The organism is Micromonospora sp. L5, from assembly GCF_000177655.2.
GTDB lineage: Bacteria > Actinomycetota > Actinomycetes > Mycobacteriales > Micromonosporaceae > Micromonospora > Micromonospora aurantiaca.
The window spans coordinates 889,484-909,986 of the sequence record NC_014815.1 but is presented as its reverse complement, the minus strand read 5'-3'; the positions used below and the strand labels follow the sequence as shown (position 1 = coordinate 909,986).

At 73.4% G+C, this 20,503-nt stretch carries 22 protein-coding genes; 10 read left to right on the top strand and 12 right to left on the bottom strand.

The window, feature by feature from the left end; all coding sequences use genetic code 11:
* Positions 1-4 precede the first annotated feature (4 nt).
* Together ML5_RS04595 and ML5_RS04590 are read right to left on the bottom strand one after the other, a co-directional pair.
* A complete protein-coding gene (locus ML5_RS04595; RefSeq protein ID WP_013283870.1) occupies positions 5-421 on the bottom strand; it encodes a Sec-independent protein translocase TatB in 417 nt (138 codons plus the stop codon).
* 72 nt (positions 422-493) lie between these two features.
* Complete coding sequence (locus ML5_RS04590) at positions 494-1,798, bottom strand: S1C family serine protease (protein WP_176739741.1); 1,305 nt, start codon at positions 1,796-1,798, stop codon at positions 494-496.
* A 212-nt stretch (positions 1,799-2,010) separates the two neighbouring features.
* Between ML5_RS04590 and ML5_RS04585 the strand changes: the two genes are divergently transcribed.
* Positions 2,011-2,661, top strand: coding sequence for an O-methyltransferase (locus ML5_RS04585; RefSeq protein WP_083395284.1), 651 nt, complete (start codon positions 2,011-2,013; stop codon positions 2,659-2,661).
* Between the two features lie 32 nt (positions 2,662-2,693).
* On the opposite strand, the gene ML5_RS04580 is transcribed toward ML5_RS04585, so the two are convergent.
* Positions 2,694-4,199, bottom strand: a complete 1,506-nt coding sequence (locus ML5_RS04580; protein ID WP_013473891.1) for a M17 family metallopeptidase — start codon at positions 4,197-4,199, stop codon at positions 2,694-2,696.
* Positions 4,200-4,344: 145 nt separating this feature from the next.
* The gene (locus ML5_RS31395; protein ID WP_013283866.1) at positions 4,345-4,512 is read right to left on the bottom strand and encodes a DUF3117 domain-containing protein; all 168 of its coding nucleotides are present in this window, start codon (positions 4,510-4,512) and stop codon (positions 4,345-4,347) included.
* 190 nt (positions 4,513-4,702) lie between these two features.
* On the opposite strand from ML5_RS31395, the gene ML5_RS04575 reads away from it, so the two are divergent.
* A complete protein-coding gene (locus tag ML5_RS04575; protein ID WP_013283865.1) occupies positions 4,703-5,521 on the top strand; it encodes a PaaX family transcriptional regulator C-terminal domain-containing protein in 819 nt (272 codons plus the stop codon).
* Between the two features lie 3 nt (positions 5,522-5,524).
* The gene (locus tag ML5_RS04570; protein ID WP_013283864.1) at positions 5,525-6,316 is read left to right on the top strand and encodes an enoyl-CoA hydratase/isomerase family protein; all 792 of its coding nucleotides are present in this window, start codon (positions 5,525-5,527) and stop codon (positions 6,314-6,316) included.
* A 22-nt stretch (positions 6,317-6,338) separates the two neighbouring features.
* Here ML5_RS04570 and ML5_RS04565 read toward each other — a convergent pair whose 3' ends face one another.
* Genes ML5_RS04565 through ML5_RS04550 form a run of 4 tightly spaced genes read right to left on the bottom strand, consistent with a single transcriptional unit; the run spans position 6,339 to position 8,776 of the window.
* Entirely contained in the window at positions 6,339-6,962 is a 624-nt protein-coding gene (locus tag ML5_RS04565; RefSeq protein WP_013283863.1) for a hypothetical protein, read from the bottom strand.
* A gap of 36 nt (positions 6,963-6,998) precedes the next feature.
* Complete coding sequence (locus ML5_RS04560) at positions 6,999-7,583, bottom strand: DNA-3-methyladenine glycosylase I (protein ID WP_041784439.1); 585 nt, start codon at positions 7,581-7,583, stop codon at positions 6,999-7,001.
* Positions 7,584-7,637: 54 nt separating this feature from the next.
* The gene (locus ML5_RS04555) at positions 7,638-8,138 is read right to left on the bottom strand and encodes an SRPBCC family protein (protein WP_013473889.1); all 501 of its coding nucleotides are present in this window, start codon (positions 8,136-8,138) and stop codon (positions 7,638-7,640) included.
* Positions 8,135-8,776: a DivIVA domain-containing protein gene (locus ML5_RS04550; protein ID WP_013283860.1), complete on the bottom strand. Its 642-nt coding sequence runs from the start codon at positions 8,774-8,776 to the stop codon at positions 8,135-8,137. The genes ML5_RS04555 and ML5_RS04550 overlap by 4 nt, the downstream gene beginning before the upstream one ends.
* A 152-nt stretch (positions 8,777-8,928) precedes the next feature.
* On the opposite strand from ML5_RS04550, the gene folP reads away from it, so the two are divergent.
* The gene (folP, locus tag ML5_RS04545; RefSeq protein WP_013283859.1) at positions 8,929-9,798 is read left to right on the top strand and encodes a dihydropteroate synthase; all 870 of its coding nucleotides are present in this window, start codon (positions 8,929-8,931) and stop codon (positions 9,796-9,798) included.
* A 17-nt stretch (positions 9,799-9,815) separates the two neighbouring features.
* On the opposite strand, the gene ML5_RS04540 is transcribed toward folP, so the two are convergent.
* Positions 9,816-10,193 (bottom strand): NADH-quinone oxidoreductase subunit A, encoded by a 378-nt coding sequence (locus ML5_RS04540; RefSeq protein WP_013473888.1) that lies wholly within the window; start codon positions 10,191-10,193, stop codon positions 9,816-9,818.
* Positions 10,194-10,318: 125 nt separating this feature from the next.
* Between ML5_RS04540 and ML5_RS04535 the strand changes: the two genes are divergently transcribed.
* The 3 genes from ML5_RS04535 to ML5_RS04525 all read left to right on the top strand — a co-directional run bounded on the left by ML5_RS04535 (position 10,319) and on the right by ML5_RS04525 (position 14,799).
* The gene (locus ML5_RS04535) at positions 10,319-11,728 is read left to right on the top strand and encodes a hypothetical protein (RefSeq protein WP_013473887.1); all 1,410 of its coding nucleotides are present in this window, start codon (positions 10,319-10,321) and stop codon (positions 11,726-11,728) included.
* A 196-nt stretch (positions 11,729-11,924) separates the two neighbouring features.
* Positions 11,925-13,772: a 2-oxoacid:acceptor oxidoreductase subunit alpha gene (locus tag ML5_RS04530; RefSeq protein ID WP_013473886.1), complete on the top strand. Its 1,848-nt coding sequence runs from the start codon at positions 11,925-11,927 to the stop codon at positions 13,770-13,772.
* Entirely contained in the window at positions 13,765-14,799 is a 1,035-nt protein-coding gene (locus ML5_RS04525) for a 2-oxoacid:ferredoxin oxidoreductase subunit beta (RefSeq protein ID WP_013473885.1), read from the top strand. The genes ML5_RS04530 and ML5_RS04525 overlap by 8 nt, the downstream gene beginning before the upstream one ends.
* Before the next feature lie 79 nt (positions 14,800-14,878).
* Here the strand turns inward: ML5_RS04525 and ML5_RS04520 are convergent, their stop codons facing one another.
* A complete protein-coding gene (locus ML5_RS04520; RefSeq protein WP_013473884.1) occupies positions 14,879-15,526 on the bottom strand; it encodes an FMN-dependent NADH-azoreductase in 648 nt (215 codons plus the stop codon).
* Positions 15,527-15,609: 83 nt separating this feature from the next.
* On the opposite strand from ML5_RS04520, the gene ML5_RS04515 reads away from it, so the two are divergent.
* On the top strand, positions 15,610-16,092 hold the full coding sequence (locus ML5_RS04515; protein ID WP_174361689.1) for a MarR family winged helix-turn-helix transcriptional regulator: 483 nt from the start codon (positions 15,610-15,612) through the stop codon (positions 16,090-16,092).
* Positions 16,093-16,116: 24 nt separating this feature from the next.
* On the opposite strand, the gene ML5_RS04510 is transcribed toward ML5_RS04515, so the two are convergent.
* Positions 16,117-17,130 carry a TrkA family potassium uptake protein gene (locus tag ML5_RS04510; RefSeq protein ID WP_013473883.1) on the bottom strand — a complete coding sequence of 338 codons (1,014 nt, stop codon included), beginning with the start codon at positions 17,128-17,130 and terminating at the stop codon, positions 16,117-16,119.
* 159 nt (positions 17,131-17,289) lie between these two features.
* On the opposite strand from ML5_RS04510, the gene ML5_RS04505 reads away from it, so the two are divergent.
* Both ML5_RS04505 and ML5_RS04500 read left to right on the top strand, forming a co-directional pair.
* Positions 17,290-17,931 (top strand): helix-turn-helix domain-containing protein, encoded by a 642-nt coding sequence (locus tag ML5_RS04505; protein ID WP_013473882.1) that lies wholly within the window; start codon positions 17,290-17,292, stop codon positions 17,929-17,931.
* Between the two features lie 125 nt (positions 17,932-18,056).
* Entirely contained in the window at positions 18,057-18,647 is a 591-nt protein-coding gene (locus ML5_RS04500; protein ID WP_013473881.1) for an ATP-dependent Clp protease proteolytic subunit, read from the top strand.
* Positions 18,648-18,694: 47 nt separating this feature from the next.
* Here the strand turns inward: ML5_RS04500 and ML5_RS04495 are convergent, their stop codons facing one another.
* A complete protein-coding gene (locus ML5_RS04495; protein ID WP_013283849.1) occupies positions 18,695-20,494 on the bottom strand; it encodes a hypothetical protein in 1,800 nt (599 codons plus the stop codon).
* Between the last annotated feature and the right edge of the window lie 9 nt (positions 20,495-20,503).

The following is a 20,503-nucleotide window of genomic DNA, read 5'->3' as shown; positions in this document are numbered from 1 at the left end:
GCGGTCAGGTGGCGTCGTCGTAGGACGGGCGGGGGGCCGGGGGCGCGGGGGTCGGGGTGCTGGTCGCGACCCTCGGGGTACGCAGGTCGGCGGCCTTTGCCACGTCCTTCAGCTCGTCGTGCACGCCTGTGACGTCCGAGCGCAGGTTGTCGTACATGCTCTGGAGCGGCTTGCGGATCGCCTGCTCGTCGTCCTCGCTGAGCAGGTGCTTGCGGATGAACGCCTTGGGGTGCAGATCCTCCAGCTGGATGTCCGTACCCAGCTCGCGGCTCAGGTCACCGGTCGCGTTGCGCGCCATGTTGCGCAGGTTGCGGACCATCCGGAGGCCGTCGTTGATCACGTTGGGCAGCCGATCGCCGAAGATCAACAGCGCCAGGAGCAGCAGGACGCCGATCTCCCACCAGTTCAGGTTCTCGAACACCGCGGCCTCCTCGTCCGTGTGAGGGCAAGACTACGCACGTCAGGTGACCATCGGGGAGGGGGTGACGGGTCCTCACTTCGCATCCGCGGCGAGCGTCACCGACGCGTTCTGCCGCGACGACCCGCGCCGGTACTCGACTGTCACCACGGAACCGGGCGCGTACTTGCGCACGAGGGCCACCAGGTCGGTCGGATCGGTCATCGGATGGCCGTCCAGCCGGAGCACCACGTCCCCGGTACGCAGTCCGGCCGCCGCCGCCGGGCCGGCCGGCTCGACCGCGTTGAGGCGTACGCCGCCGCCGGTGGCGCCGGTGCCGCCGACCTGGGCGCCGATCACCGTACGCCGGGCCTTGCCGGTGCCGATGATGTCCTCGGTGATCCGCTTCGCCTGGTTGATCGGGATGGCGAAGGCGAGACCGATGTTGCCGGCCTCCTGCCCGTCGGCCACCAGCGACTTGATCGTCGAGTTCACCCCGACCACCCGCCCGGCGCCGTCCACCAGCGGGCCGCCGGAGTTGCCGTGGTTGACAGCGGCGTCGGTCTGGATCGCCGCGTAGTAGCGGGTCGGCCCGCCCGGCTCGCCGGCCTGCATCGTCCGGTCCAGCGCGCTCACGATGCCGGCGGTGACGGTGTTGGCGAGCGACAACGGCGACCCGATGGCGAGCACCGGGTCACCGACGGCGAGCGCGTCGGAGTCGCCGAACTGCACCGGGGTCAGCCCGCTGCGCGAGACCTTGATCACGGCGAGGTCCGACTCCGGATCCTGCCCGACCACGGTGCCGGCGGCGGTGCTGCCGTCGTTGAACACGACAGTGGCCTTGCCGGGGCCATCGGCGACCACGTGGTCGTTGGTGACGATGTGACCCTCGCTGGTCACCACGAAGCCGGAGCCCTCGCTGGTGCCGCCGAGGCTGACCACCCGGATGGTGACCACGCTGGGCAGGACCCGCTCGGCCACCCCGGCCAGCGACTCGGGCTTGCGCTGGGCCAGCGCCGGGGCCTGCCCGGTCTGCGCACCGATCGTCGGCACGTCACCGCCGCGCAGGAAGGCGTACGTCAGGGCGCTGCCGAGAGAACCGGCCAGCAGCGCCGTGACCAGGGAGATCAGCACCACCTGGCGCAGCCCCGGCCGGGTCGGCAGGTCCGGGTCGGTGACCGGCTCCGGCTCCCCCGCACCGGACGCCGGCGCCGCCGGGATCACCACGGCGGCGGGCGCGTACGGATCCCGCCACGGGTCGGCCAGCGCGTCGGACCACCACGGCGACGTCGCCTGACCCGGGGCGTCCTGCGGCGGTCGTCCGGACGCCGGCCCACCCGGTGCCGGCGATCCGCCGGGCCGCCGCCAGTCCCAGCCGTCGGTCACGTCGGTGCCTCCCACTCCGTCCCGCTGGCCCCGCGCCGACGGCCGGCGGAGCCGGACGACAGTGACGCGCGGGACGCATCCAGGATTACACGGATGACGCGAACGGAGTCAGGGGTTGCCGTCCGTGAGCACTCCGCGGCGGACTCGCGGCTGCGCCGGTACCGGCCCGCCTCTACGCTCACAGTGCATACCGCCCCTCGCACCAGTCCGCCCCTCGGAGGTGTCCCATCGCCACGGTCGCCGGTCACGGCAGTTCGACGGCCCAGGCGCTCCACTTCGCCGAGTCTTTCGTCACCGAGGATCTCGTGCTGCGCACGGCCCGCGCCCTCGCCCACGAGGTGGGGGTGGAGGCGGTCACGCCCGGGTCGGGTGCCGCCCTGCGGCTGCTCGCCGCCGCCGGCAACGCCCGGGCCGTGGTGGAGATCGGCACCGGCACCGGGGTGAGCGGCGTGTGGCTGCTGCGCGGCATGCGCCCCGACGGCGTGCTCACCACGATCGACGTCGAGGTCGAATACCAGCGCATCGCCCGGCGGCTGTTCCAGGAGGCGGGCTTCCCGTCGGGGCGTACCCGGATCATCACCGGCCGGGCGCTCGACGTGCTGCCGCGGCTCGCGGACGGTGCCTACGACCTGGTCTTCGTGGACGCGGTGGCGACCGGCTTCGCCGCGTACGTGGACGCGGCGCTGCGGCTGCTGCGCCCCGGCGGCGTGCTCGCGCTCAACGGCGCGCTGGCGGCCGGCCGGATCGGCGACCCGGCCGCGCGGGACGTCGAGACGGTCACCGTACGGGAGACGATCAAGGCGATCCGCGAGTCGGAGAACTGGGTGCCCGCGCTGCTGCCGGTCGGCCACGGTCTGCTCGCCGCCGTCAAGGCCTGACCAGGCTGATCAGGCGTGCCCTGCACGCCTGATCAGCCCAGCGTCGCCAGCCAGCGCAGCAGCCCGCGCACTCCCCAGCCGGTGGCGCCCTTGACCAGTTCGCCGTGCGTGTCGTCGGACCACGACGGCGCGGACATGTCCAGGTGCGCCCACCGGTCCCGCAGGTCGCCGGTGAACTCCCGCAGGAACAGCGCGGCGACCACCGAACCGGCGCCCTGCGCGGGGGAGCTGTGCAGGTCGGCGATCTCGCTGGCCAGGTACTCCACGTAGTCGTCGGCCAGCGGCATCCGCCAGGCCCGCTCACCCGCCGCGGTGATCGCGTCGAGCAGGCCGGCCGCGAGCGCGTCGTTCTCGCTGTAGAGCGCGGCGTGCCGCTTGCCCAGGGCGACGGCGTTCGCGCCGGTCAGCGTCGCCAGGTCGATCAGCAGGTCGGGCTTCAGCTCGCGGACCGCGTACGCCAGCGCGTCGGCGAGCACCAGCCGGCCCTCGGCGTCGGAGTTGGTGCTCTCGCTCGTCAGCCCGCCGTAGTGCCGGATCACGTCGCCGGGGCGGAACGCCGAGCCGCTGACCATGTTCTCGGCGAGCGGGGCGAGCGTGGTGACCCGGACCGGCAGGCGCAGTTCGGCGGCGCCGAGCGTCGCGGCGATCACGGCGGCGGCACCGGCCATGTCCTTGCGCATGAGCTTCATGGCCGGCACCGGCTTGATCGAGATGCCGCCGGTGTCGAACGTGATGCCCTTGCCGACGAGCACCACGTGGGTACGCGCGCCGTCGGGCCGCCAGTCCAGCTCCACCAGGCGCGGGCCGCTCGCGGAGCCGCCGCCGACGGCGAGGAGACCGCCGAAGCCCTCGGCCGCCAGTTCCTCCGGGCCGCGTACCCGCAGGTGCAGGCCGGGGCGCCCGGACGCGGCCTCGGCCACCTGCGCGGCGAACCACTCCGGGTTCTTGGTGGACGAGGGCATGTTGGTCAGGTCCCGGGCGAGCCGGGTCGTCTCGGCGGTGGCCCGGGCGGCGTCGAGCGTGCCGGCGAGAGCGTCCGGGTCGTCGACGAGCACCGACACCTCGGCCAGGACCGGACGCTTGCCGGCCTCGGTGAGACGGAATCGGTACGAGCCGAGCAGCAGCCCTTCGGCGAGGCCACGCAGCGCCGCCGTCGCCTCGCCGGGAAGTGCGATGGTGATCTGCGTCTCATCCTTCGCCGCGCGGGCCAGCGCCGCTCCGGCGGTGCGCCAGTCGCGCTCGTCGCCCTCGCCGACGCCCAGAAGCCACAGCCGCGCCGGGGAGCCACCGGGACGCAGGTGCTCGCGTACCTCGCCGGCCGCGCCGGTGAGCCGGGTGGCGGGCAGGACGGCTGCGGCCTCGGCAGGGACGTCGTCGCCGAGCGGCACGGCGGTCGGGACCAGGCGGGCCGTGGAGGCCGGCGAGACCGTGGGGTCCGGCGAGGCCAGGGAGTCCGGGGAGTCCGGCCCTCCGGGACGGACGGGCAGGACGAGAGCGTCGGGCCCTGCGGGCCCACTCACCAGACGAATGACCAGCACGCTGGACCGTACCTCCGAAATGGGTTGAACGGGCACATTCCCCCACGCAGCCGTCGAGGAAAGACCCTGAGCCACCGGGCATGCCGGTGGCTCAGGGTAGGACGAACCGCCCGCACGGCGGACGCCGTGCGGGACACTCCTCGAATCAGCCCGCGGCCGCCTTCAGCGCGTCACCGAGCGCGGTGGCCTCGTCGGGAGTCATCTCGACGACGAGCCGGCCACCACCCTCCAGCGGGACTCGCATGACGATGCCCCGGCCCTCCTTGGTGACTTCCAGCGGACCGTCGCCCGTCCGCGGCTTCATCGCCGCCATGTTGTCTCCCCTCAGACCTACACCAGGGTCGGTGAGTTGCCCCACAGCCACTTCGCCATCGCCATCCGCAACCATCGCGGAAGGCTCGACCAACGATTTTCCCTGATGAACACCGCCGGACCCAAACCGAAGCAGCATTGATGTAACAGCATCTAGCTTATCTTGGATAGGCCTGTCACAATGTGCGGTCATGCAGGCACGGTCGGCACTCTTCGACCTGTACGGCGACCACCTCCGGGCCCGGGGTGGCCGCGCACCGGTTGCCGCCCTGGTCAAGCTGCTCGCCCCGCTCGGGATCGCCCCACCGGCGGTACGCACCGCGGTCTCCCGGATGGTCCGTCAGGGCTGGCTGGAACCGCTCCGTCTGGCGTCCGGACCGGGATATTCGATCACCCCGAAGGCGGCACGTCGACTCGACGAGGCGGCGTCCCGGATCTACCGGACCGGACGGCACAGCTGGGACGGACGGTTCGATCTCCTGGTGCTCACCGCGCCCTCGTCCCGCCGGGACCGGCAGCGGCTCGCCGCGAACCTCGCCTTCCTCGGCTACGGCACGCTCGACGACTGCACCTGGGTGGCCACCCGCCCGGGTGAGGACGTCGACCTGCTGCTCGACGAGGCGGGCGTGCGCTACGAGCGGTTCACCGCAGCGCACGCGGCCGGCACCCCCGGCGCGATGGGCGTGGTCCGCCGCGCCTGGGACCTGGCCGAGATCGGGCGGGCGTACGAGCGGTTCGTCGCCGAGCAGAAGCCGCTGCTCTCCGGCGTCACCGTGCGCAGCAGCGACGAGGACGCGTACGCGGCCCGATTCCGGCTCGTGCACGCATGGCGTACGTTCCTGTTCCGGGATCCGCAACTGCCCCCGGCACTGCTGCCCGAGCGCTGGCCGGGCACCAGCGCGGCCAGCTTCTTCGACCGGCACGCGGCCCGGCTCCGGCCGGCCGCCGACCGGTACGTCGAGCAGTGCCTCGACACCGGCAACCGCCTCGCCCGACAGAAGGGTCGTTAGAACGTGACCGAGCCGCTGCTCGTCGACCGCACCGACGCCGTCGTCACCCTGACGCTGAACCGCCCGACGGCGATGAACTCGCTCGACGTGGCGCTCAAGGAGGCGCTCCGGGACACGCTGGCCGAGCTGGAGACCGACCGGTCCTGCCGGGCGGTCGTGCTCGCTGGCGCGGGCGGCTCGTTCAGCGCCGGGCAGGACCTGCGCGAGCACGTGCGGACGCTGGAGACCTCGGACGCCGACCCGCTGGCCACGGTCCGGGCGCACTACAACCCGATCGCCGCCCGGCTGGCCAACCTGCCCAAGCCGGTGGTCGCCGCGGTGCGCGGGATGGCCGCCGGGGCCGGCGCCTCGCTGGCGTTCCTGGCCGACTTCCGCATCGGCGGCCCGAAGACCCGGTTCCTGATGGCGTTCGCCGGGGTGGGCCTCGCCGCCGACACCGGCGCCTCCTGGACGCTGCCCCGCCTGGTCGGTCACGCCAAGGCCGTCGAGCTGCTCATGCTCGCCGAGCCGGTCGGCGCCGAGGAGGCCTGCCGGCTGGGCCTGCTGACCAAGCTGGTGGACGACGACGAGCAGGTGCTCCCGACCGCGCAGGAACTGGCCGCCCGGCTCGCCGCCGGCCCGACCGTCGCGTACGGGGCGATCAAGCGTCAGCTCTCCATCGCCGACGCGGGCACGCTCGCCGACGCGCTGGCCGCCGAGGCGCAGGCCCAGGCGATCTGCGGCGCCACCGCCGACCACCGGGCCGCCACGACGGCGTTCGTCGCCAAGCAGAAGCCGGTCTTCGAGGGACGCTGACCGCCCCGGTCGGCCCCGGAGGTCAGTCGTCCTCTTCCGGATCCTGGTTGGCCTCGACGCCGAGCACGAACGCCTGCATGGCCAGCTCGTCGCCGTACGGCGAGACGAACGCCGGCAGCTCCCGCGGGCCCAGCTCCTGCACGTAGGACCAGAAGATCCGCACCGCCTCGGCGCGCGACGCGGCCTCGATCGGCAGGTCCAGGCTGACCAGCCAGGTGCTGCGGGCGGGCGGCGGGCCGAGCCGGTCGGCCAACGACCGCCAGCGGGCCGGGTCGAGCGCCACGACCGGTCCGTCCGGCGCCGGGCCGTCGACCGGCACCGGCTCGTCGAGCACCCGCCGGGTGTACGTGACCACGAGCGACCCGGCCACCGCGTCGGACTGCGGATCGTCCGGGTCCTCCCGGGTCTCGGACGATGCGAGCGCGACCCGGCCGAGCGCGACCAGGCGCAGCGGCTCGTCGACGAGCACTGCCACCCGGTCACCGGGCCGGGGGCGGGCCGCCTCGGACAGCCCGGTCAGCTCCAGCGCGTCGTGGTGCACGAGCCGCTCGGCCTCGAAGCGCTCGGCGGGCAGCAGCACCGCCCAGGCTCCGGTCGTGGTCGCACCGTCTGTCGTCCCGCTCGTACGCGGCTCGGTGTCGGTCATGCCCCAATCCCATCACGCCGGAGGTGGCGCGCTCCGTCACACCCCGGCCCGGTCACCGCTCACGTGGCAGTCGGCCAGGTGGTCGTCGACCATGCCGGTGGCCTGCATCAGCGCGTAGGCGGTCGTGGGGCCGACGAACCGGAAGCCCCGCTTCTTGAGCGCCTTGGCCATCGCCACGGACTCCGGGCTGGTGGCCGGCACCTCGGCGAAGGACCGGGGACGCGCGGCCCGGGGCGGGGGCGCGAAGGACCAGAGCAGCGCGGAGAGGCCCTCGGGCAGCTCCGACGCGGCCCGGGCGTTTGCGATCGCCGCCTCGATCTTGGCCCGGTTGCGGACGATCCCCGCATCGGCCATCAGCCGGGTCACGTCGGCCTCGCCGTAGCGGGCCACCGACTCGATCCGGAAGCCGGCGAAGGCGTCCCGGAACGCCTGCCGTTTGCGCAGGATGGTCAGCCAGGACAGGCCGGACTGGAACGCCTCCAGCGTCAGCCGCTCGTAGAGCGCGTCGTCGCCGCGCAGCGGCCGGCCCCACTCCTCGTCGTGGTAGACGGCGTAGTCGGGGGTGCTCGCCCCCCACGCGCAGCGCGGCAGCCCGTCGGCGCCGGTCACCAGGTCAGTCACGGCGTCCACGATAGGCCGGGCCACCGACAGCCCCGCCGCGCCAACGACCGCCCGTCAGGGCAGGCGGCCCTGCTCGACCAGCCGGGCGAACTTCTTCAGCGCCTGGGTGAGGCTGAACTTCGAGCCGGGCCAGAGCACCGGCCACGCCACCCGGCCGGCCGCCCCGCCCGGCAGGTGGAACCACTCGTGCCAGACCACCTGCGTGCGGTCGCGGTCCATCGGGGTGCAGCGCAGCACGCCGGGGCCGCGCAGCAGTTTGCCGCAGTGCACCACGCCGACCTCGTAGGGCGCGTCGACCCGGACCACACGCATCTCGTCGCGGAGCACGGCCGGACCGAGTGCGGTGACCGCCTCGACCAGGCTCCCCTCGCCGCCGTCGCCCTCGACCACCCGCACCCGGGTCAGCGGGATCCAGTCCGACTGCCGCTCCCACGCGGTGAGCGCGGCGAACACCCGGTCGGCCGGGGCCTCGACGATCACCGTGGCGGTGACCTCGGCGGCACCCCGGCGGGACGCCTCGGCGAAGTCGTCGGCCGGCCGGCCGGCGCCGGTCACGCCGACTCCGAGCGGACCACCGAACCGCGCTCCCGGTCGTCGTCGGCCGGACCGGCCGCGATCCCGTTCGCCGGGGAGACGGTGTCCTCGGTCGCCGCGGCGGCGGGGGCCTCCGCCACGCCCGCCTCGGCCGGGGCGCGTCCGGCCCGGCCGTCGGCGTCGGTGCGGCCCGGCTGCCCGTCGGTGTCGGTCCGGGCCGGCGGCTCGGGCGCGGACAGGTCGATCACCACCGGCTCGGGGGTGGACGGGTCGGGTGCCTGCTCGGTCTCGGGACGGGTCGCGGCGGCCTCCTCGCGCGCCCGGCGCAGCGCGTCGGCGTCCTCGGTACGCCCGTCCCGCAGGGCCGCGTTCTCCGCCTCCAGGACGCCGATCAGCTCGGTCTTGTAGCCGATGTCGTACGCCGCCCGGCGCAGCGCCGCGTCGACCTGGCTCATCCGGTAGCCGCGCAGCGCCGTGTCGAAGCGGACGTCGGACACGTCCGACTCGTCGAGCGGACGGCTGCCGGGCAGGGGCACGGCCCGCCCGTCCGGCTCGGCCGGCGTGAGGCCCGGATCCTTGCCGGAGACGAGCACCGTCACCCCGAACACCACAGCCGCGACGGTCAGCGCGACGACCAAGAGGAGCAGAACCTCACCCATGCACAGATCGTGGCATGCGGGCCGGGATCGGGCGAGCCCTCCGGGACGTCCGGTCGGTAAATGCGTCCGGCGCACGGGACCGGCACGGGCGGCGCGGGCGGGACCGGATAGCGTCGGACCGGCCGGTGCGGTCCGGCGGCGAGGAGGCGGGCATGACCGGGGCGTTGCGGCTGGGCGGACGGGCGTTCGGCCCCGGTGAGCTGGTGGTGATGGCGATCGTCAACCGCACCCCGGACTCGTTCTTCGACCGCGGCGCCACCTTCGCCCAGGACAGCGCGCTGCGCGCGGTGGAACGCGCGGTGGACGAGGGCGCCGAGATCATCGACATCGGCGGGGTGAAGGCCGGGCCGGGCGACGAGGTGGACGTGGCCGAGGAGATCCGCCGGACGGTGGACACCATCGCGGCGGTCCGGTCCGCCTTCCCCGACGTGGTCGTCTCCATCGACACCTGGCGTGCCGAGGTGGCCGTGGAGGCGGTGGCGGCCGGCGCGGACCTGCTCAACGACACCTGGTCGGGGGCGGACCCGGCGCTGGCCCGGGTCGCCGCGGCGACCGGCGCCGGGCTGGTCTGCTCGCACGCGGGAGGGCTCGCCCCGCGTACCCGGCCGCACCGGGCCGCCTTCGACGACGTGGTGGCCGACGTGGTCGGCACCGTGACCGGGCTGGCCGAGCGCGCGGTCGGGCTGGGTGTGCGCCGGGACGGCATCCTGATCGACCCGGCGCACGACTTCGGCAAGAACACCCGGCACTCGCTGGAGATCACCAGGCGGCTGGCGGAGCTGACCGACACCGGCTGGCCGCTGCTGGTGGCCCTGTCGAACAAGGACTTCATCGGCGAGACGCTCGACCTGCCGGTGCCCGAGCGGCTGGAGGGGACGCTCGCCGCCACGGCGGTCTCGGCCTGGCTCGGCGCCCGGGTGTTCCGCGCCCACCAGGTCCGCGAGACCCGCCGGGTGCTGGACATGGTGGCGTCGATCCGGGGCGACCGGCCGCCGGCGGTGACCCGCCGCGGGCTGGCCTGACGGGCCGGTCCGGCGCGTCAGGTCCAGCGCAGGACGCCGCGCCGCCAGGCGTAGAGGATGCCGAGCGCGACGATCGCCACGAAGACGCCCATCTCCACGACTGTGGTGGCGCCGAAGCCGGGCCGGTCGAAGACCAGGGCCCACGGGAACAGGAAGACCGCCTCGACCGCGAAGAGCACGTAGAGATACGCGTAGACGTAGTACCGGATCTGCATCTGGGCCCAGTCGCCGCCGACCGGGTCGAGACCGCACTCGTACGTGGCCCGCTTGCCCCACGGCTCGGCCGGACGGCTCGGACGTAACACCCGGTTCGCGGAGAACGCCGTCACGAAGAAGAGCACGGCGGCGAGCAGCAGCAGACCGAGCGTGGCGTACGAGCCGAGATATCCGGTCACGACCGGAGCGTACCGGTCCCGTCCAGATGTCCCGGACACGTTACGAATTCGTTTCCTCGCAGGACTAGTGCTTGATGGCAAGTATCACCGAATAATGGGATCTCATTGATCGTCCCGGAGGACAGATGGCCCGCCCCCGCGTTGCGCCCGTTCGGCGGGTCGCGCTCCGCCGTACCCTCGCGCTGCTGGCGCCCGCGCTCGTCGCGGCGCTGGTGGCGGTGGCGCCGGCCGGGGCCGACGCCCACCCGGGGCCGGCCGCCGTGCTCCGGCTGATCGAGCCGGTGGAGCCGGGCGGTGAGCCCGGCGGCGAGCCGACCGAGCCCGCGCCCACCGGCGAGCCGACGGCCACCGCGACGGCCCCGCCGCCCACCGAGCCACCGCCGCCTCCGACCACGCCCCCGGCGCCGGTCACCACCTCGCCGGCCCCGCCGACGAGCGCGCCCGCCGAACCGGCGCCGACCACCGCCGCGCCGGCCACCACGGCACCGGCACCCCCGCCGGTCGTGCCGCCGGTCAAGACCCCCCCGCCACCGCCGGCGCAGCCGGCCGGCGGGCCCCTGGGGGTACGCGTGAACACCGACGACGTGGTCCTCCCGCCGGCCTACTGGAACGCCGACGCCACGGTGGCCACGCTGCGGGTGACGGTGACCAACACCGGCGGGCGGGCGGAGCGGATCAGCCTGGGCTACACGCTGCCGCCCGGCCTGACCGACGCGGGCACCCCGGGCTGCGAGCCCTCCGGCGGCGGCAACCACCGCTGCGTCGGGTGGGACGCGGAGCCGGGCGCCCGGTTCAGCGCGACCATCCGGGTCCGGGTCGACGGCGACGCCTGGCGGACCATGCCGCTGGCCGGGTCGGTCCAGGTCACCGCCGTCGCGCCCGGTGTGACCGGCGCGGCGTACGACGACGAGGGCTTCGCGGTGCTGTTCCCGCCCGGGCCGCCGGTGCCCGGCATCTCGCTGCGCGCCGACGAGGTGCTGTTCGACATCAGCGGCGCGCCCAGCACGCTCACCGTCCGGCTGGGCAACACCGGCAAGGTCGACGCGGCGGGCCGGATCGAGGTGCTCCTGCCCGAAGGGGTGACAGTGGCCGGCACCGAGAGCGGCTGCGCCCCGGTGTCGGCCGACCGGACGCGCTGCGAACTGGGCACGCTGGCGGCCGGGCGGACCACGACCGTACGGCTGACGCTGGCGGCCTCGGCGGAGGCGCAGCGACGGGCGCCCCTGTCCGGCGCGGTGATCGGCCGGCTCGACCCGCGTAGCGGGCGCGACCGGCAGGTGCAGATGAGCTTCCGGATCAGCGCGGCGGCGGCGGACGCCGTCCCGCCCGGCGGGGCGCCGGCCCCGACCGGCTCCCAGGGCGTGCTCGTCGCCGCCGGCGAACGGGACGGCGACGACACCTCGGTCCGGGGGACCGCCGTCGCGTTGATCGCCGTGTCCGGTCTCCTGGTCGTGCTCGCACTGACTCTGGCGACCCGTTCGCTGCGCCGCCGCAGCGACATCACCGTGCCGGAGCGTCCGATCACCGACCGGTGATCATGGATATGTGGTGATCTGGGTTACGGGCCCAGGTACTAAACGCTGCAAAGCAGGGCATACAGCGGCCCGATCCAGTCCCATACGTCGGACCTCGACCAAGGTGGCCCTAACGTGGCGACGTAGGCTCTGACGTGAGAATCGGAGCGGGCCGGGCCGGCGAGGGCGACGGCGCTCAGTTAAGCGAGGTGCGGGTGTGACCAAGCAGATCCGTCAGCTGGACCGGGTGGTCATCCGGTTCGCCGGTGACTCCGGCGACGGCATGCAGCTCACCGGCGACCGGTTCACCTCGGAGACGGCACAACTGGGCAACGACATCTCCACGTTGCCCAACTTCCCCGCCGAGATCCGCGCTCCCGCCGGGACTCTGCCCGGCGTGTCGAGCTTCCAGGTGCACTTCGCCGACTACGACATCCTGACCCCGGGTGACGCGCCGAACGTGCTGGTGGCGATGAACCCGGCCGCGCTGAAGGCCAACCTGGCCGACCTGCCGCGCGGGGCCGACATCATCGTCAACACCGACGAGTTCACCCGGCGCAACCTGGCGAAGGTCGGCTACGCGGCCAGCCCGCTCGACGACGACTCGCTCGCCGGGTACGCGGTGCACCCGGTGGCGCTCACCTCGATGACGATCGGCGCGCTGGCCGAGCACGACGTGTCCAAGAAGGACGCCGAGCGGGCCAAGAACATGTTCGCGCTCGGGTTGCTGAGCTGGATGTACTCCCGTCCGTACGAGTCCACGCTGCGCTTCCTGGAGCGCAAGTTCGCGGCCCGCCCCGAGCTGGTGGCGGCGAACGTGGCAGCGTTCCGGGCCGGCTGGAACTTCGGCGAGACCACCGAGGACTTCTCCGTCCGGTACGAGGTCAAGCCGGCCAAGATGCTGCCGGGCGCCTACCGGAACATCACCGGCAACGCGGCGCTGTCGCTGGGCCTGGTGGCCGCCGGGGTGCGCTCCGGGCTGCCGGTGTTCCTCGGCGCGTACCCGATCACGCCGGCCTCGGACATCCTGCACGAGCTGAGCAAGCACAAGAAGTTCGGCGTGGTCACCATGCAGGCCGAGGACGAGATCGCCGCGGTCGGTGCGGCGCTCGGCGCGTCGTACGGCGGCTCACTCGGCGTGACCACCACGAGCGGCCCGGGTGTGGCGCTCAAGAGCGAGACGATCTCCCTGGCGGTGGCGCTGGAACTGCCGCTGGTCATCGTCGACGTGCAGCGGGCCGGCCCGTCCACCGGCATGCCCACCAAGACCGAGCAGGCCGACCTGAACATGGCCCTGTACGGCCGGCACGGCGAGGCGCCGGTCGCGGTGATCGCGCCGAAGTCGCCGTCGGACTGCTTCCACGCGGCGCTGGAGGCGGCCCGGATCGCGCTGACCTACCGCACCCCGGTGATCCTGCTGTCGGACAACTACGTCGCCAACGGCTCCGAGCCGTGGCTGCTGCCCGACGTGGAGTCGCTGCCCGACCTGCGGGTCGAGTTCGCCACCGAGCCCAACGGCGAGGACGGCACCACGTTCCTGCCGTACCTGCGGGATCCGCAGACGCTGGCCCGCCCGTGGGCGGTGCCCGGCACGGCCGGTCTGGAGCACCGGATCGGCGGCCTGGAGAAGGCCGACAAGACCGGCGACATCTCGTACGACCCGGCGAACCACGACTTCATGGTGCGGACCCGGGCGGCCCGCATCGAGACCATCCCGGTGCCGGACGTCGAGGTGGAGGACCCGGACGGCGACGCCCGGGTGCTGGTGCTGGGCTGGGGCTCGACGTACGGGCCGATCGGCGCCGCCTGCCGTGGCCTGCGCCAGCGCGGGCTCTCGGTGGCCCAGGCCCACCTGCGGCACCTGGCCCCGATGCCGGCGAACCTCGGCGAGGTGCTGGGCCGCTACGACAAGGTGGTCGTACCGGAGATGAACCTCGGCCAGCTCGCCCGCGTGATCCGGGCGAAGTACCTGGTCGACGCGATCGGCTACAACCAGGTCCGCGGCCTGCCGTTCACGGCCGCCGAGCTGGAGACGATGCTGGAAGAGGTCCTGAAGAATGCCTGAGCCCGTCGCCCTCAAGCTCACCGCCAAGGACTTCAAGTCCGACCAGGAGGTGCGCTGGTGCCCCGGTTGCGGTGACTACGCCATCCTGGCGGCCGTACAGGGCTTCATGCCGGAGCTGAACATCCCCCGGGAGAACATCGTCTTCGTCTCGGGCATCGGCTGCTCGTCGCGCTTCCCGTACTACATGAACACGTACGGGATGCACTCGATCCACGGCCGCGCCCCGGCGATCGCCACCGGCCTGTCGGTGTCCCGGCCGGACCTGTCGGTCTGGGTGGTCACCGGTGACGGCGACGCGCTCTCCATCGGCGGCAACCACCTGATCCACGCGCTGCGCCGCAACGTGAACCTCAAGATCCTGCTGTTCAACAACCGGATCTACGGGCTGACCAAGGGCCAGTACTCGCCCACCTCCGAGGTCGGCAAGATCACCAAGTCGACGCCGGTCGGGTCGGCGGACGCCCCGTTCAACCCGCTGTCGCTGGCGCTCGGCGCCGAGGCGACGTTCGTGGCCCGGACGATCGACTCGGATCGCAAGCACCTCCAGTCGGTGCTGCGGGCCGCCGCCCAGCACGAGGGTTCGGCGTTCGTGGAGATCTACCAGAACTGCAACATCTTCAACGACGGCGCGTTCGACCCGCTGAAGGAGCCGGCCACCCGGGACGACTTCCTGATCCGGCTGGAGCACGGGCAGCCGATCACGTTCGGCAAGGACGGGCAGTTCTGCGTCGTCCACCCGCCCGGTGGCTTCGGGCTGGAGGTCCGGGAGACCGCGAACACGCCGGCCGAGGAGATCGTCGTGCACGACGCGGGCGTGGCCGACCCCGCGTACGCGTTCGCGCTGTCCCGCCTGCCCGGCCTGGACCTGAGCAACACCCCGATCGGGGTGTTCCGGTCGGTGGACCGTCCCTCCTACGACAGCGTGGTGCAGGAGCAGGTCGCGGCCGCCAAGGCCACCGTCGACCAGACCCCGGAGCAGCAGCTCTCCGCGCTGCTCGGCAGCGGCGACACCTGGACGATCCTCTGATCCGCCGCTGACCCGTCACGCCGAAGGGCGGGCCGTTCCCCCGCGGAACGGCCCGCCCTTCGCGTGTGTGCCAGCCCGGTCAGGCGGCCGCCGAGGCGGGCACCCACAGCTCGTCGACGGCCCGCTCGGCCGCGGCGAGGCTCTGCTCGAACAGCGGGATCAGCTCGGCCATGGCCGGGTTGACCGGGGCCAGGGTCAGCTCGGCGCAGATGAACCGCGGCTCCAGGCCGGTCAGGGAGAGGCCGTGCGGCAGCCACGGCTCGGCGTGGTCCCAGCCCTCCCGCGGGGTGCCCGCGCCGTACCCGCCGCCGCGGCTGACCAGGACGACGAACTGGCGGTCGCCGAGCAGCCCGGCGTTCGTGACCGGGTCGTACGCGATGCCGGGGGCGCTCAGGTGGTCGACCCAGGACTTCACGCTGCTGGGCGGGCCGTAGTTGTAGAGCGGGAGCCCGAGCAGGACCGTGTCGGCCCGCTTCACCTCGGCCACGACCTCCTCGGTCAGCCGCCAGGACGCCTGCTGCTCGGGCGTGTGCTGATCCGGCGGGACCATGCGCGCGAGGCCGCTCGCCGTGTCGAGGTGCGGAAGCGGGTTCTGACCCAGGTCGCGGTAGGTGACGGTGCCGTCCGGATGGGCGGCGCGCCACGCGGCGGCGGCGCGGGCGGTGAGCCGCCGGCTGACCGAACGCTCCCCGGTGATGCTCGAGTCGATGTGCAACAGGTGAGCCATTTCTTCCTCCTCCATCGATCGTTCGTGTAGGACCAACTATTTATAGCAGGTCGATGTTCCCCGGGCCGCGTAAACTGGGTCACATGTCCGCCGCACCGGTCGAGGAGTCCGAGCGCCGCTCCGGGCCTTTGCTCGACCACCTGGCCCGGCGGATGCGGCTGCGCTCGGAGTCGGTGCTCGCCCCGCTGGGCCTGCGCCCCCGCCACCTGGTGGCGCTCACCGTGCTGCGCGACGCCGGCGGAATCAGCCAGCAGGCGCTCGCCGGCACGCTCCAGATCGACAGCACGAACGTGGTCGGCCTGCTCAACGATCTGGAGGCGGACGGCCTGGCCGAGCGCCGCCGCTCCCCGGAGGATCGCCGCCGGCACGAGGTACGCCTCACCGAGGCGGGCACGAAGCGACTGCGCGAGGCGGAGTGCGCGCTCGCCGGGGCGGAGGAGGAGGTCCTCGGCGCGCTGGCTCCGGGCGAGCGGGACCTGCTCTACGACCTGCTGCGACGGGCCACCCAGGGCCGGTCGTCGACCTGCGGCGAAGTGATCGCGGAGGGCGGCCCGGGCGCCTGCTGACCGCTGGCGCTCAGCGGGGCCGGGTCAGATCGCGGTGGTGGCCTGCGGCCGGTCGTCCCGGACGTGGACGAGCATGTCGCCGGTCTCGATCACCGCGCCCGCGCGGTCGTTGAGCGTGACCACCTTGCCCCGGCGGACCAGCGCGATGACCAGCGACTCCAGCTCACGCGGGGAGCGCCCTACCTCGTCGCGCTCGGCCGACCGCATGGCCAGCGCCATGCCCTGACCCGGGGTGAGCAGGTCCTCCACCACGTCGATCAGGGGCGGGGCCGAGGTGGACAGGCCGAGCAGCCGCCCGGCCGTGGCCGACGAGACGATCACGTGGTGCGCGCCGCTCTGCTTGAGCAGCGGCGCGTTCTCCGCCTCCCGGACCGCCGCGATGATGCGTACCTGACCGGCGGTGAGCTGCCGGACCGTGAGCGCCACCAGCACCGACGCGTCGTCGCTGTCCGTCGCGATGATGACCGACTTCGCGGTACGCACGTGCGCCTGCTCCAACACCGACGAGCGGGTCGCCGAACCCTCGATCGTCACCAGCCCGTTGGAGGTGGCCTGCCGCAGCGCCGGCCCGCTCCGCTCGACCACCACGATCTTGGACTTGTCCGTGCCGTTCTCCAGCAGGGCGGAGACCGCGCTGCGGCCCTTGGTGCCGTAGCCGCAGATGATGACGTGGTCCTTCACGGTTCTCCTCCACCGCGACAGGCGACGGCCGGTGCGGTACTGCTCGGTCAGGACTTCCAGGGTGGTGCCGACCAGGATGATCAGGAACAGCACCCGGGCGGGGGTGATGAACAGGACGTTCGCCAGCCGCGCCGACGAACTGACCGGGGTGATGTCGCCGTACCCGGTGGTGGAGAGCGAGACCACCACGTAGTAGAAGCAGTCGAGCAGGCTCAGGCCGCTCTCGTCCACGTCGCGGTAGCCGTCGCGGTCGAGCCAGACCACCGCCACCGTGGCGAAGACCAGGCCGAGGGCGGCGAGCAGGCGCAGACTCAGCGCGCTCAGCGGCCCCCGCCGTTGCGCGGGAAAATGGATCACCGTCGGTCCTGCTCCGCCACCGTCGCCTGCACGCCCACAAGATATCGGGTACGTGGGGATTCGGCCCGCCGGGTGCCGAACGGAACGGCCGGGGCGCTTCCGGGGGCGTGGACGGGGCATGATGGGGACGTCCGGGACGGCGACCGCGAGGAGGCCGGCATGTCGTTGCTGCGACGCGTGATCGGCGGGGTGCTCCGGCGCATCCGCCTGCGCCAGGGCCGCACGCTGCGCGAGGTGGCCCTGGCCGCCGGCGTCTCCCTGCCCTACCTCTCCGAGGTCGAACGCGGCCGCAAGGAGGCCTCCTCCGAGGTGCTGGCCGCGATCTGCCGCGCGCTCGGCATCCACCTCGCCGACCTGCTCGAAGAGGCCCGCGACGAGCTGCGCCGGGAGCGTCCGGCCCCGGTCGGCCCCGGGGTCTCGGCGGCCCGCTTCGACCGGGTGCCGACCGCCCGCACCGGGCCACAGCTGCGGGTCGGGCCGCCGCGGCTGTCCGTCACGCGCCGCCCGGCCGTGTCTCCCCGCCCACCAGTGACCCGCCGGCCCGCCGTCTCGCTCCGGCCGCACGTCGGCCGCCGCCCGGTCACCGCCACGCCGCTGCTGGGCGGCGCGCTGCGGCCCTTCGGCCTGGTGCCGGCGCCGCTCGGTGCGCCCTTCGACGCCGCCACGCCGATCGGGTTCGCCGGCGGCATCCGGATCTGGCCGGCTCCCTCCGCCCCGGCCGTCCGCCCCCGTCCGCGTACCTCCGTCACTGTCGCCCGGCGGCGAGCCCGCGCGGGCCGGCGGCGGCCGGTCGCCGCGTAGCTTCTGCCCAGGGCGAATCTGCCGCCGGCAGAAAGCCTGGGCCGCACGGGTGCGCCCGGCGGACGCTGGAGACCGCCGGGTTCCCGGGCGGTCCCCCGCCCACCGGCGTACGGAGGTGGGCGGCGATGGGTGGCATCTGGATGCTCGACGAGGGGCAGCCGGCGTTCGGCGACCGGGTCTTCGAGCGGCTGCTGAAGGAGCGGATCATCTTCCTCGGCACCGAGGTCACCGACGCGTCGGCCAACCAGATCTGCGCGCAGATCCTGCTCCTCGCGGCCGAGGACGCGGAGCGCGACATCTTCCTCTACATCAACTCGCCGGGTGGTTCGGTCAGCGCCGGCATGGCCGTCTACGACACCATGCGGTACGTCAAGAACGACGTCGCGACGCTGGCGCTCGGGATGGCCGGCTCGATGGGCCAGTTCCTGCTCTGCGCCGGGGCGGCGGGCAAGCGGTTCGCGCTGCCGCACTCGCGGATCATGATGCACCAGCCGTCCGGCGGGATGGGCGGCACCGCCGCGGACATCACCATCCAGGCCGAGAACATGCTGCACGTGAAGCGCACCATGCAGGAGCTGATCGCCCAGCACAGCGGGCGGACGCTGGAGGAGATCCAGCGCGACTGGGACCGCGACCGCTGGTTCACCGCCGAGCAGGCCCGCGAGTACGGCCTCGTCGACCAGGTGCTCACCCGCGTCGACCAGCTCACGGCGTGAGCGGGCGCGGCCCGGCCGGTCCCGCACCGGCCGGGCCGCCCTCGCGGTCAGGGGTAGGTGACCACCGTGCTGGTGCCGTACGACCCGACGACAGGCGTGCCGATCTCGTTGATCGTGCGCTCGATGCCGCCGCTGCCGTCCAGGAACACGGTGATCGCGTCGTGGAACCGCACCCCGGCCCGGCGCGGCGCCTCGATCCCCCGGTCGCAGCGGATGTCCACGCCCTGGTTGAAGTACGAGTACACGCCCAGTCCCCACGCCTCGTGCGTGCGGACGTGGTCGGCCACCTTGTACGACGCCCAGCCGTTGCCGGTCGGGCTGCGCCAGGCCGCCTGGCTCGGCGGGTCGTAGGGCAGTTCGCTCTGGTAGAACACGGTCCGGCCGCGCTCGCCGTTCCAGATCGTCTGCCAGCGCTGGTAGTGCTCGACGAACAGCCCGTACGCGGTCACGTCGTCGCCGTTGACGATCACGCCGGTGGCAGCGGTGTTCACGGTCCAGCCGATCGTGCCGGCCCGGCCGTGGTCGCCGCGCCAGGCCCAGATGTTGTCGATGAGCGTGTGCCGGCTGTGCACCACCAGACTCGTCACCGCCCGCCCGGCGTACGGGCCGCCGATGCGGAAGAAGACGTCCTGCAGCGAGATCGGGTTCGTGGCGTGCGACCGGTGGCAGTGCCGCGTACCGACCTCGACCAGCACCGGCGACTCGACCGGCCCGGCGTCCACGAGCACCCCGGCGATGCGGACCCCGTCCACGTCCTCGATCCGCAGCGCCGCGTCCCCGCGGTCCGGCACCAGGCTCGGCATGCCGAGGCCGAGCACGACGGTGTCCGGGCGGCGTACCCGCAGGGCCCGGTCCAGGTGGTAGACGCCGGGGGTGAGCAGCAGGTGCCGGCCCCGGGCCAGTTCGGCGTTGATGCGCTTGGCCGAGTCGGTGGGCCGGGCCAGGTAGAACGCGGACAGCGGCAGCGACGGCACCGGCGCGCCGCCGGTGGCCCAGGTGGTGCCGGCGGTGTCGCGGCGCAGGCGCGGTACGGCGACCCGCCAGGCCCCGCGGGCGTCGACGAACAGGTACGGCTTCTCCCGGGTGACCGGGCTGGTCGGCAGCGTGGTGTACGGCGGGTCGGGGAAGCCCTGCGCGGGCGCGCCGATGACGCCGGAGAAGACCTGGTTCCACACGCCGTTCGTCCACTCGCCGCCGAGTTCGCTGTCCCGGGTGAGCCACTGCTGCTGGGAACCGTTGATGGTGATGCCGTCCACCTTGGAGTCGGCGATGTAGCCGCCGCTGGAGTAACCGCCGTTGCCGGGTTCCAGCCACAGCACGCCCTTGACGTGCACCCGGCGCATCGGTGACGCCTGCGAGACGGCCCATTGGTTCGACCAGTCGGTCGGGGTGACAGCGAGGTTCTCCGCCGAGCGCCAGAAGTTGGTGAGCGCGGAGATGCCGGCGGGCGAGTTCGGGTCCGGCTGCCCGACCACCCGGACCGCGCCGTGGATCTCCACGTCGTCCGGGTGGGCGCCGAGACCGGCCACAGTCGTGTAGTAGCCGAGCCGGGCGTCCACCTCGTAGCGGCCGGGCTTGAACAGTACGGCGTACCTGTCGAAGCCCATCTCGTTGCGTTCCTGGGCGGTGAACAGCCGGTCCAGCGTGGACTGGATCTCCTCGACCGGCGTGCTGGGGTCGTACACGAAGACGTTCGGGCCGAAGTCGGGCTCGCGACCGGGGCGCGCGGCCGGCGATGCGGCCGGGGACGCAGCCGCGGCGCCGGCCGGGAGGCCGAGGGCGGTGAGCGAGGCCGCGGAGGCGGTGAGCGTGAGGAAACGGCGGCGGGAGGGGTCGGGTGATCGCATCTGCCTGCC